This is a genomic window from Bradyrhizobium ivorense, from assembly GCF_900696085.1.
Classification (GTDB): domain Bacteria; phylum Pseudomonadota; class Alphaproteobacteria; order Rhizobiales; family Xanthobacteraceae; genus Bradyrhizobium; species Bradyrhizobium ivorense.
This window is the reverse complement of the sequence record NZ_CAADFC020000029.1, coordinates 199,843-211,735: the sequence shown is the minus strand read 5'-3', so window position 1 is coordinate 211,735 and position 11,893 is coordinate 199,843. Positions and strand designations below refer to the sequence as shown.

7 protein-coding genes are annotated in these 11,893 nt (G+C 64.7%); 4 read left to right on the top strand and 3 right to left on the bottom strand.

Annotated elements, in window-relative coordinates; genetic code table 11:
* Positions 1-84 precede the first annotated feature (84 nt).
* On the top strand, positions 85-963 hold the full coding sequence (locus CI41S_RS35930) for a LysR family transcriptional regulator (protein ID WP_139863727.1): 879 nt from the start codon (positions 85-87) through the stop codon (positions 961-963).
* Here the strand turns inward: CI41S_RS35930 and CI41S_RS35925 are convergent.
* Together CI41S_RS35925 and CI41S_RS35920 are read right to left on the bottom strand one after the other, a co-directional pair.
* A complete protein-coding gene (locus CI41S_RS35925) occupies positions 953-1,834 on the bottom strand; it encodes a tetratricopeptide repeat protein (protein ID WP_139863726.1) in 882 nt (293 codons plus the stop codon). The two genes, CI41S_RS35930 and CI41S_RS35925, sit on opposite strands and share 11 nt — an antisense overlap.
* A 105-nt stretch (positions 1,835-1,939) precedes the next feature.
* A complete protein-coding gene (locus CI41S_RS35920; protein ID WP_229174050.1) occupies positions 1,940-2,593 on the bottom strand; it encodes a FecR family protein in 654 nt (217 codons plus the stop codon).
* Positions 2,594-3,005: 412 nt separating this feature from the next.
* On the opposite strand from CI41S_RS35920, the gene CI41S_RS35915 reads away from it, so the two are divergent.
* The 3 genes from CI41S_RS35915 (at position 3,006) to CI41S_RS35905 (ending at position 10,776) form a co-directional block, all read left to right on the top strand.
* On the top strand, positions 3,006-9,452 hold the full coding sequence (locus CI41S_RS35915) for a DUF5801 repeats-in-toxin domain-containing protein (RefSeq protein ID WP_139863724.1): 6,447 nt from the start codon (positions 3,006-3,008) through the stop codon (positions 9,450-9,452).
* A gap of 162 nt (positions 9,453-9,614) precedes the next feature.
* On the top strand, positions 9,615-9,935 hold the full coding sequence (locus CI41S_RS35910; RefSeq protein WP_139863723.1) for a hypothetical protein: 321 nt from the start codon (positions 9,615-9,617) through the stop codon (positions 9,933-9,935).
* 166 nt (positions 9,936-10,101) lie between these two features.
* A complete protein-coding gene (locus CI41S_RS35905; RefSeq protein ID WP_139482788.1) occupies positions 10,102-10,776 on the top strand; it encodes a peroxiredoxin-like family protein in 675 nt (224 codons plus the stop codon).
* Here CI41S_RS35905 and CI41S_RS35900 read toward each other — a convergent pair.
* Positions 10,766-11,764, bottom strand: a complete 999-nt coding sequence (locus CI41S_RS35900; protein ID WP_139863722.1) for an AraC family transcriptional regulator — start codon at positions 11,762-11,764, stop codon at positions 10,766-10,768. The genes CI41S_RS35905 and CI41S_RS35900 overlap by 11 nt on opposite strands.
* Between the last annotated feature and the right edge of the window lie 129 nt (positions 11,765-11,893).

Here is an 11,893-nt window from a genome sequence, read left to right as displayed (position 1 = left end):
GCCGGCGCAGCGAAGAAAATGGCCAATTTCGGCCGATCATGGCAGACAGACACAGCGATAGCCCTCATTCCTGCGGAGAATAGGATGGATCGTCTGGCAGCGATGGAGACGTTCGTGCGGGTCGTCGAAACCGGCTCCTTCTCCGGCGCGGCGCGGCAGCTCCGGGTTGGCCAGCCGGCCGTCTCGAAGTCGGTCGCGCAGCTCGAGGAGTATCTCGGGGTCAAGCTGCTGACCCGCTCGACCCGCGGCCTCAGCCCGACCGAGGCCGGGATCGGCTATCTCGAACGCGCGAGGCGGGCGCTGGAGGAAGCGGCGCAAGCCGAGCTCGCCGCGCGCGGCGCCGGCGCCGGCCTCAAGGGGCGCCTGCGGGTCTGCGCCGCCGTCACCTTCGCCCGGATCCATCTCATTCCGACGCTGCCGAAATTCCTCGCGCACAATCCGGACCTGGAGCTCGAGGTCATTCTCGACGACCGTCAGATCGACCTCGTCCAGGAAGGCATCGATGTCGCGCTGCGCATGGGCCGGATGCTGGATTCGACGTTGACCGCACGCCGTGTCGCGCGATGCAAACGCCTGGTGCTGGGCACCCCGACCTATTTCAATCGCGCCGGCACGCCGGCGACGCCGAGCGAGCTGGTCCGGCATCAGGCCGTCATCTACATCCGCGAAGGCAGCGTGTGGTCGTTCCAGCGCGAGAGCACCGAACTCGCCGTGACCGTACAGGGCCGGCTGCGCGTGACGGCGGCGGAAGGCGTCCGGGCGGCCGTGCTTGCCGATGCCGGGATCGCGGTCGCGTCCGAGTGGATGTTCAGCCCCGAACTGCGATCGGGCGCCGTGCGCGCGGTGCTGTCGGACTGGAGCCTTCCGGCACTCGACCTGTGGGCCGTGCTGCCCACCGGGCGCGCCGCGACCGCCAAGGCGCGCGCATTCGTGGATTTCTTCGAGCGTACGCTCAACGCATAGGCGCTTCTATCTTCACGCCGTAACGTTCGAAGTCGTCGGCGATGTTGCGCTGGATTGCCCTGGCCGCCGCAATATCGCCGTCGGCGCCCGCCTTGTCGCCCTGCTTGAGCTTCGCCAGTCCGCGCCCATGGAGCGCGCTCGCCAGCTTCGGATCGATCCGAAGCGCAGCACTGTAGTCATCGATCGCCGCGGCAAGCTGGCCGGTCTTCAGGTAGATCAGGCCGCGCGAGTCGTAGGTCGCGGCGTTGCCAGGCCCCGACTGCAGCACCTTGTTGCAATCCTCCAGCGCCTCCTTCAGCGCGCCGAGGATCGCGCGGGTCCAGCAGCGGCCATTCCACACGCCATCCAGCTTCGGCTCGATCTGGATCGCCCGATCGTAGTCCTGCGCTGCACGCTCGTACTCGTTCTTCTTCAGGTGAGCCTCGGCACGGTTGGCAAAGGCCTGGCCGTAATTGGGGTTGATCCGGATCGCCTGATCGAAAGCTTCGGTCGCAAGATCGTAGTCGCGCTTCTTCAGGAAAACCACGCCGCGATTGTTGAATGCCCTGGCGTAGCTTGGATTGAGCTCGATCGACTGATCGAAATCCCCGATGGCGCGGTCGTAGTCCCGCTTCGCTGCATAGGCGATGCCGCGATTGTTGTAGACGACAGCCAAGGCATCGGTCGACAAGTCGTCATGCGCATCGATCAGCGCCGTGCAGCCGGTGATACGAGCATCGGTGGGCGCGCGGTCAGCGCCGCTGCACAAGGCCATGTTCCGGAGATAGTTATCCTTCTTCGGGTTCTGCGCGACCGCCGGCAACGACAGCAGCAGCAGGATGACAAGCGGCGCAAGGCTGCCAATGACCCCGGTCCTTGCACGAACTCTCATCTCGGGCCCCGGTTCTTGAAAATATGCAGTCGCCTATTCCCGCGGGTCACCGCAAGGCCGCAGCCTTGCGTGCACCGGGAATGGCCTGCGCTCAAAAATATGCTCCTAGCACCCCCGGCAGACGTTGGGATCGAACTTGTGAGTATATTGCACCGGTTTCAGCGCGGCCCGTTTCCCGGGCTTTTTCGCCAGCGTGGACTTGCCCTCTTCGATCAGCGTCGCAAATCTGTACGTGCCGTCCTCTGATATCTCGATGCGCGGCGTGGTGCCCCGAATTCCCATCGTTGCAACGGGGGTATCGATCTGCATGTCGCCGGTCTTCGCAATATTGCCGGCAACGAACGTGAACGTCCCCTTGGTCAAACTGAGCAAGGTCGAATTCGATGTGCTGTTCGGGTCATACACGAAGTCGGTCATCACCATGCGGGCGTTGCTCGCAAGGTTGAACGAGGTCCCATCGATGAAATTGATTCCGAGCTTGCTGTTGGCTTCGGTCCGCACCACGTCGCCCTGATAGACGAGGTCGCCGACCTTCGCCTGGGGGGGTTGACCGGACGTATTCGCTTGGACGACGGCCGCGCCGCGATGTTCAATCACGGCGGTACCGGTCACGGACACGACCTTCCCGATGAGCTTCGGTCCGGCGTCCTGAACCGCGGGCTGCACGCCAGTCTCCTCCGCATGCGCCGGACCAACGGTGGCAATTGCCAGCGCCAGCAGGCCGCCCGCGAGCAATTGACCAATCAAACGCGCACGCATGATCCCCTCCATGCTGAGAAGATCTTGTGTCACAGCCCGAGAGTTGAATTGGACCGCCGAGCCGGGACCGCAGGACCTTTAAAGTGTGCCAGGCGCGCAATTGCGGACAGGCCGATTCGGAGCCTGGCGGAGCCGAAACAAATTAAAATCTGGACAATCTACTTACGAATTATACAATATTTTCCATGGAACCGCACTTCTGACAATACGTCAGCATCGCTGTCGTATCGACGAACAGGCGCTCTCCTGAAAGTTAGTTTTTGCTACCGAATTAAGGTTCAATCGAGACTTTTCGGCCCGGCAGAATTCTGGTTGCCGGCACTGGAATATTTTCACTTCGCGGCGCGAGCACGCCAGACCAAAAACACTGCGGCACCACGCTCCGCCTGAGTACTCGGCAGGCGAAAAGCCAATGTTTGTTGCGTCCGGCGCGGAGCTCGGGGCGTGTCAGGCCGCGTTGGGCCAGCAGCCCCAGTTGATTGGTCATATCCAGGCGGCGACGGGCAGCGTCACCCTCAGGAGCGCCAACGGCATTGTCATTCCGGTCGCGACCGGCATCGCGCTCTATCAGCGCGACGCCATCGAGACCGCAGCCGACGGGCGGATCCAAATCCGCCTGATCGATGGCACCGTGCTCAACCTGTCCGGCGATACCCGCGCGGAGCTCAGCGAATTCACCCGAGATTCCGGCGGCGCCCCGCAGTCGGCCCTGGTCGCAATCAGCAAGGGCATCTTCGCCTTCTTGGGCGGCCAGCTGGCAAAGGCGGGCGCTCTCACGGTGGACACGCCCGTCGGCAGCATTCGCAGCCGCGCCGCCGCCGGCGGCTTCGGCATGCTGTCGCTGACGGCACTGACCTTCGCGCTTCTGGAAGAAGCCCAGGCCGCGGACCCCGACGTCACCTTCCTGGACGACGAACCCATCACCTACAAGCACTTCAAGCACGGCTGGTTCGAGCTCGTCACCAAGGAGGCGATCCCCCGACACTTCACGGTCGAGGATCCCGGACAGACCATCGTCCTGACCAAGCGCGAGTCATCGATCAGCGCGATCCAGGTCACGAATACGTTGGCGCGCATGCAGGAATTGCGGGCGGCCCAACAGGAGACGCTCGGCAATTACGAAAAGGGAATGGACGCGAAGGGATCCGGCGCGACTCCGTTCGACAAGCTGCAGCTGCTGCAGCCGATCAATTTTAACAATGCCGACTCGCTGACGGTGCCAGATGCGCTCGGGCCGCTGCCGGGGTTTCTCACGCTACTCTACGAGCCGTTCAAACCGCCGCCGAAACCGCCAATCCTGAACCTCGGGGCCGCGCCGACCGAAGTCGACACGGTGGTATTTGACGCTTTCACCGCGGTGCACGGCACGTTCTCCGCCAGCACCAGCAACAACGGCCAACTGATCTTCAGCCTCGCCGGCGGGACTGCAGCCAAAATGGTGCAGGGCCAGCAGGCCTACGACATCTCGAGCGTTGGCACGTTTGGCACGTTCTATCTCAACAGCACCACCGGCGCGTACACCTTCGTTCCGAACAATGACGCGATCAATGCGCTGAAGGAGAACACCACCCAAAGCTTCACCATCACGGTATCGGACGGCGTGCTTTCGAGCAGCCAGGTCTTCAATATTCCCATCGTGGGCGCCAACGACGCCGCCCACATTTCCGGCCCCACGACCGGCACGGTGGTCGGGGCAGTCGGCGTCACCGATGCGTCGCCCGCCCTGTTGATTGCAACCGGCACGCTCGCCGACACCGATGTCGACGATCCCGCCAACACCTTCACGGCCGTCACCTCGCCGACGAAAAGCGCGAGTGGCCTTGGCACGTTCACGATCACGACGGCCGGCGTGTGGACCTACACGCTCGACAACGCCGGCAAGTCCGTGCAAGCGCTCAAGGTCGGCGACGTGGTGACCGACAGCTTCACAGTGACCACGATCGGCGGCACCCCGCAGGTGGTGACGGTCGTGGTCCGCGGCCCGTTGATCGGAGTGGCAGGACCGGGCCCGTCGCCGGTCCTGAGTGAGGCGCATCTGACGGCAACGGCGCTGGACGACAACGTCGCCGGCTCGGCACCGAACGCCGCCCTGACGTCGACCACGGCGGACTTCTCGGCGGCGTTCGCCTCGGCCCAGGGCATCGAGGGCACGACGATCAGCTACGCCCTGACGATCACCGACGGCACCGGGACCGCGTCGGGTCTGATCGACTCGCATACCGGCCTGGCCGACGTGCTGGTTTTGAACGGCAGCACCATCGAGGGCCGCGTCGCCGGCGGCGCGCTGGCCTTCACCATCACCGCCGATCCGGCGACCGGGCTCGTGACGTTCACCGAGTACCGGGCCGTGACGCAGCCGCTCGGCACCAACCCCGACGGCGGCGAAGGCGTGTCGCTGCCCGTCGGGCTCGTCAATCTGGTTGCGACCGTCACCGACCAGAACGGCAACTTCCAGCGCGCCAGCATCGATCTCGGCAAGCAGCTGACGATCACCGACGACGGCCCGAGCATCGCGGCGACGGAAGCGGTTCCACATCTGACGCTGAGCGAGACCCATCTGACGGCAACCGCGCTGGACGACGGCATCGCGGGCTCGGCCGCCGACGCAGTGCTGATGGCGACGTCGGGCGACTTCGCTGCGGCCTTCAGTTCGGTTCGCGGCGCGGATGGCGCTGCAATCAGCTACTCGCTGGCGATCGCCGGCGGCGATGGGGCGGCGTCGGGCCTCGTCGACTCGCACACCGGCCTTGACGACGTGCTGGTTCAAAACGGCAATACCATTGAAGGCCATGTCGGCAGCATCGGCGGAATGCTGGCATTCACCATCACGCTCGATCCGGCGACCGGGCTCGTGACCTTCGTCGCGTACCGCGCCGTGACACAGCCACTTGGCAGCGATCCGGACAACGGTGAAGGCATCTCGCTCGCCGGCGGGATCGTCAGCCTGACTGCAACGATCGCGGACGCCGATGGCGACTTCCAGCGCGCGAGCCTCGATCTCGGCAGCCGCCTGACCATCACCGACGACGGGCCGACCATCGCGGCGACCGGCGTCGCTCCTTCGCTGACGCTGAGCGAGACGCAACTGACCGCGACCTCGGGAGACTTTTCGGCGGCGTTCAATTCGGTGCAAGGCGCCGATGGCGCCGCCATCAGTTACGCGCTGACGATCAAAGGCGGCAACGGGGCAGCGTCGGGCCTGACCGATTCCCTCACCGGCCTCGCCGACATCCTGGTTCTGAACGGCAACACCGTCGAAGGCCGCGTCGGCAACGCCGGCGGCGCGCTGGCCTTTACGATCGCGCTCGATCCGGCAACCGGGCTCGTGACCTTCACCGAATACCGCGCGGTCAAGCAGCCGCTTGGCGCCGATTCCGACATCGGCCAAGGCTCGTCGCTGACCTCGGGCGTCGTCAATCTGGTGGCAACGATCGCGGACAAGGACGGCGACATCCAGAGCGCCAGCCTCGATCTCGGCAGCCGGCTGACCATCACCGACGACGGCCCGACGATTGTGGCGACCGGACCGGGTCCGGCCCTGTCCTTGAGCGAAACCCATCTGACGGCAACGGCGCAGAACGACAACATCGCCGGCTCGGCGCCGAACGCCGCACTGACCACGATTTCGGGCGACTTCTCCGCGGCGTTCAGCTCGGCTCAGGACACCGATGGCGCAACGATCGCCTACGCGCTGGCGATCACCGGCGGCAACGGCGCCGCATCGGGCCTGGTCGACTCTCACACCGGTCTCGCCGACGTGCTGGTGCGCAACGGCAACGTCATCGAAGGCCGTGTCGGCGCGGCGGAAGGCATGCTGGCCTTCACCATCACGCTTGATCCGGTCAGCGGGGTCGTGACGTTCACCCAGTACCGGGCGGTGAAGCAGCCGCTTGGCACCAGCCCGGACGATGGCGAAGGCAAGTCGCTGACATCGGGCGTTGTCAGCCTGGTTGCCACCATCACGGACAATGACGGCGACTTCCAGCGCGCGAGCCTCGATCTCGGCAGCCGGCTCACCGTCACCGACGACGGCCCGGCGATTGCGGCGATTGGACCGGGTCCGGCGCTGTTCCTGAGCGAGACGCATCTGACGGCAACCGCGCAGAACGACAATATCGCCGGCTCGGCGCCGAACGCGGCGCTGATGACGATTTCAGGCAGCTTCGCCACGGCATTCAGCTCGGTTCAAGGCGCCGACGGCGCAACGATCAGCTATGCGCTGACGATTGCCGGCGGCAACGGCACCCCGTCGGGCATGATCGACGCGCACACCGGTCAGGCCGATGTGCTGGTTCAAAACGGCAACACCATCGAAGGCCGCGTCGGCGCGACCGGCGGCATGCTGGCCTTCACCATCACGGTCGATCCGGCGACCGGGCTCGTGACCTTTACCGACTACCGGGCGGTGAAACAGCCGCTTGCCACCAGTCCGGACGGCGGCGAAGGCAAGTCGCTGACATCCGGTATCGTCAGCCTGGTTGCAACCATCACCGACAAGGACGGCGACTTCCAGAGCGCGAGCGTCGATCTCGGCAGCCGGCTGACCATCAATGACGACGGCCCGACGATTGCGGCAACGGGAACGGTGCCGTCGCTGAGCCTCAGCGAGACGCACCTGACCGCAACCACGCTGGACGACAACATCGCGGGCTCAGCGCCGAATGCGATGCTGACGACAATCTCAGGCAATTTCGCCACGGCATTTAATTCAGTTCAGGGCGCCGATGCTGCTGTTATCGCCTACGCGCTGAGCATCACCGGCGGCGACGGTACCGCGTCCGGTCTGGTCGATGCGCACACCGGTCTTGCTGACGTGCTGGTTCGCAACGGCAACAGCATCGAAGGCCACGTCGGCACGGCCGGCGGCACGCTGGCCTTCACCATCGCGGTTGACCCGGCGACCGGGCTCGTGACCTTCAGCCAGTCTCGCGCCGTGAAGCAGCTTTCCGGCACCAACCCCGACACCGGCGAAGGCAAGTCGCTGACATCAGGCATCGTCAATCTGATCGCAACCATCACGGACAAGGACGGCGACTTCCAGAGCGCGAGCCTCGATCTCGGCAGCCGGCTCACCATCACCGACGACGGCCCGTCCATCGCCGCAACCGGAACGGTGCCGTCGCTGAGCCTGAGCGAGACGCATCTGACGGCAACGGCACAGAATGACAACACCCCCGGCACCGCGCCGAATGCCGGCCTGACGATGACGTCGGCGAATTTCTCCACGGCGTTCAACTCGGTTCAGGGCGCTGACGGTGCGACGATCGGTTACTCGTTGAAGATCAGTGGTGCCGCCTCCGGGCTGGTCGACTCGCACACCGGCCTCGCCGACGTGCTGGTTCAAAATGGCAACACCATCGAGGGCCATGTCGGTACGGCCCTCGGCGCGCTGGCTTTCACCATCGCGGTCGATCCGGTGAGCGGGCTCGTGACCTTCACCGAGTACCGTGCGGTGACGCAGCCGTCCGGCACCAACCCGGACACCGGCGAAGGCAAGTCGCTGACATCCGGCGTCGTCAGCCTGGTCGCGACCATTACGGACAAGGACGGCGATTTCCAGACCGCGAGCCTCGATCTCGGCAGCCGGCTCACCATCACCGACGACGGCCCGACCATCGGCGGGTTCGACCACACCGTCATCCCCGCGCAAAACGATCAGACCGCCACCGGCAACTACAACATCAAATTCGGCGCGGACGGCGACGCCGCGATGCTGGTCGCCATCCACAATGGCGCGGTCGACGACACCGGCTACAATCTGGCGACGTCAGACCTCGGTGGCGGCATCACGTCGGTGCACGTGACCGGGAATGGCGACGACTACACCTTCTATTATTCGACTCATGCGGCGAATGGCGGCGTGGAGCTGGACGCCTATTTTACAAATACCAGCGGAGCGCTGAGCGATCCCTACTTCACGCTGCTGATCAACCCGGACGGAACCTACTCGGTCAATCTCAAGAGCGTCGAGGTGCTGAAGGAAGTCACCGTGAGCGGCTCCGATTTCGGAGCCTCCGGCGGCGGCACGCCGTCGCTCACCGCCCCGGACGGACAATTGATCATCACCGGGTCCGACAACGCCGGCAATCCCGTTAACGTCAAGGCGTCGAGCAACGGTATCGCGGTCGGCGCGACCGAACTGAAAATGGATCCCGACGAACAACTGAACCTCGGCTTCCTGCAGGAGCAGTCGCACGTCAGTTTCATTCTTACGCAGTGGCAAGGAAACGGCACGGCGAATGTCACCTTCAAGGTGGTTGACGGCAGCACCGAGGTCCATGACTTCAACATCGACGTCCCGAAGCCATCGGGCGGCGTTACCAACGTCGTGGTTCTGGAAACCTCGGATGCTGCGTTGATCAATACATCTGCTTTCGACAGCACGACCCAGACTTACACGCTCTACGTTGGACAGGAATTCAGTCAGATCAAGATCGACTACAATCAAGCGGTCAACGGAAACACCAGTTTCACCGTCAACGACATCACCTATAACGAGATGACGACGATCCCGAGCACGGATCTGCTGTTCGATGTGTCGGCATTCGACAAGGACGGCGATTCGGCTGCGACCAACCTTCGGGTCGATCTCGTTGGCGGCACGCATGGCGGCACTCTCACCTCGGCGGCCACCCTGGACAGCACTGCATTCGACTTCAGTTCGTTCCAGGCCAGCGACCAGAGCACGGCGCCCGGGAGTTTTGCCGCGATCGACACGTCAATGCCCGGCGACACCCTGGCGTCGTCGAGCCAGCACGAAGCGGCCGCTGCAATTCTGCCGGCGCCGATCTCGGACGCGTTCGTTCCAACCCATACGGCCATCCTTGCGCCCCACCTGACGCACGATCTGGTGGTGTAGCGGCTTCGCGCATCGCGAAGGTCCGCATTGGCCGCGTCGACGGCTCGGTGAGACGAACGAGCATGCATTCGATCAATAGTGGCATTCAGCGTCTTTCGCGCATGGGTATGGTGACGGGCAACGGAGTTGCTCATCCCGAGCCTCCAGCCAAGGAGTGCCGCCATGTCCCGCAATTCGATCCTGAAGCGCACCGCCGCCGCGATTGTCGTCTTCGCCGGCCTGCTTGCGCCGGCCAGCGCGAACCAGCCCGTCGGCGTCTTCCCCGACCTGCCGGTTAGCGCGACTGCAGATCAGTCCAAGTCGGCTGCGCGTAGCCGGCCGATCGAGCTGACGTCGCGCCGTCCCTGGCTTGCGCCGGTCGGCCATCGGCAACCGCAATTGGCCGACGTTCCCCGGCCCGAGACCGCGTCGGCGTGGGAGCGGCAGCAACAGCAGCTCGACCACGAACTGGACCGCAAGCCGGTGATCTGCCGCGGCTGCTAACCCGCCCGAACCACTTATTCCGAACAGGAATAGACGATAGTCGGACGCCCCTGCTACCCCGCACGGCCGCCTCCGTTAGCTTCTCAGGTGTGAGTTCAACCTAGCGGACGGCGCCGCCGCCCTCCACGCAGCACCCAAGGATCCCGCCATGTCACTTCAAGCCAATATGTCACTTCAAGCCAGGCTCGACGCCTTCAAAGCCGATTTCGAAGCCGGCAAGCCGCCCTATAACGTTCCGCCGGCCGTCATCGAGATCATGCACCGCGCCACCGCGGAGCTGATCGCCTCCGGCGCCGCGCAGCGCGCCAGGAAGGCCGGCGACGTCGCGCCGTCGTTCTCGCTCACCGATCCGGACGGCAACGTCGTCAACTCGGCGGACCTCTTGAAGCGCGGCCCGCTGGTGCTCAGCTTCTACCGCGGCGTCTGGTGCCCGTATTGCAACATGGAGCTGCAGGCGCTCGAGGCTGCGAGGCCGGAGTTCGAGAAATACGGCGCATCGCTGGTCGCGATCTCGCCGCAGACCGCGCCGAACAGCCGCAAATCGGTGCGCCAGAACAAGCTCTCGTTCCCGATCCTGTCCGATGCAAACGGCGAGCTCGCCGAGGCTTTCGGGCTGCGCTTCCGCCTGCCCGACTATCTGGTCGAGCTCTACAAGCAGCTGAAGAACGATCTGCCGAGCTTCAACAACGATCCAAGCTGGACGCTGCCGATGCCGGGACGCTACGTGATCGGACAGGACGGCGTGATCCTCTACTCCGAAGTCAACCCCGACTACACCCGTCGCCCCGAGCCCGAGGACATGATCCCGGTTCTGCAGCAGGCCGCCGCCGTCAAGGCGTGATGCGCGACGCGGCCGATGGCGCATCGCCATCGGCCGCAGCACTTGCCAACACATCCTGTCCCGACGGCCGCTGCGCCTTTCGCCACTGTGCCGGCGTCACGCCCATGTGGCTCTTGAAGGCGCGCTGAAATGCCGCTTCCGACTGGTATCCCGCAAGCTCCGCTACCGCGCCCGTGGAGAGCGACGACCTCTTCAACTCGTTGGCTGCGAGCGTCATCCTGATATCGGTCAAAAGATCGCTCGGCGACCGCCCGAGCTTGTCCTGGAATTGCCGTGCCAGCGTGGCGCGCGACATGTTGCAGAGCTGTGCCAGCTCCGGCAGCGACCACGCATGCGCGGGATCGTTGAACATCGCGGCCACCGCCGGCGCGAGCCTGGCATGACCGACCAGCGCCAGCAAACCGCGCGGTGCGGCGCCGCTCTCGCTGGCGAGCCGCAGCACCAGCGCGAACATCGCGGTCGACAGCGCGTTCAGCATGGCGTGACCGCCGAGATGATCGTCTGCGGCTTCGCTGCGCATCATCGACACCAGTCCGGCGAGCTGCGCGGCCGTGCCCTCTCCCGCTTCAGCACCGGCATGCACGACGAGGCGCGGCGGCAGATAGCTGCGCAGCAGACGATCGTGCGGCGGCGCGATGGCGAAATGTCCGCACAGCAGATCGAGCCGTTGGTCCGAGCCGAGATTTTCGCTGATCGTGAAATTCAACGCCGGCCGGTTGCGCGCCGGGCGCGGCGCGGCGCCGCCGCCATCATGCATCACGTGCCGCGGGTTGCTGGGCAGAAGCAGGATGTCGCCGGCCTTGAGCTGCAGCGGCTGGCCGCCGGCGGGATCGTCCAGGATCGCCGAACCGGCGAGCACCGCGTGATAGGGGATCTCGTTGGTCGCGGCCGGCCCCTGATCGATGCGCCAGGGCACGCCGTAGCTGCAGCGCAGATCCAGCCGCCCGCGCACCGGGATCATTTCGAACAGCCGGCTCAGCCAATCCATACCGGGCCCCTCCAACGCCATTTCATGAGACGATTGAGCATACAGTCGAGATTTATCGACATTCAATGTCTCATACACCAGGTCTACGTTCACTCCGCAGTCGTTCACCAACCAACCACGGAGTGCCAC

What these genes read in the sequence shown, in the direction of transcription:
- CI41S_RS35930 (WP_139863727.1), top strand. Translation starts at nt 85, where the DNA reads ATGGATCGTCTGGCAGCGATGGAGACGTTCGTGCGGGTCGTCGAAACC.
- CI41S_RS35925 (WP_139863726.1), bottom strand. Translation starts at nt 1,834, where the DNA reads ATGAGAGTTCGTGCAAGGACCGGGGTCATTGGCAGCCTTGCGCCGCTT.
- CI41S_RS35920 (WP_229174050.1), bottom strand. Translation starts at nt 2,593, where the DNA reads ATGCGTGCGCGTTTGATTGGTCAATTGCTCGCGGGCGGCCTGCTGGCG.
- CI41S_RS35915 (WP_139863724.1), top strand. Translation starts at nt 3,006, where the DNA reads ATGTTTGTTGCGTCCGGCGCGGAGCTCGGGGCGTGTCAGGCCGCGTTG.
- CI41S_RS35910 (WP_139863723.1), top strand. Translation starts at nt 9,615, where the DNA reads ATGTCCCGCAATTCGATCCTGAAGCGCACCGCCGCCGCGATTGTCGTC.
- CI41S_RS35905 (WP_139482788.1), top strand. Translation starts at nt 10,102, where the DNA reads ATGTCACTTCAAGCCAGGCTCGACGCCTTCAAAGCCGATTTCGAAGCC.
- CI41S_RS35900 (WP_139863722.1), bottom strand. Translation starts at nt 11,764, where the DNA reads ATGGATTGGCTGAGCCGGCTGTTCGAAATGATCCCGGTGCGCGGGCGG.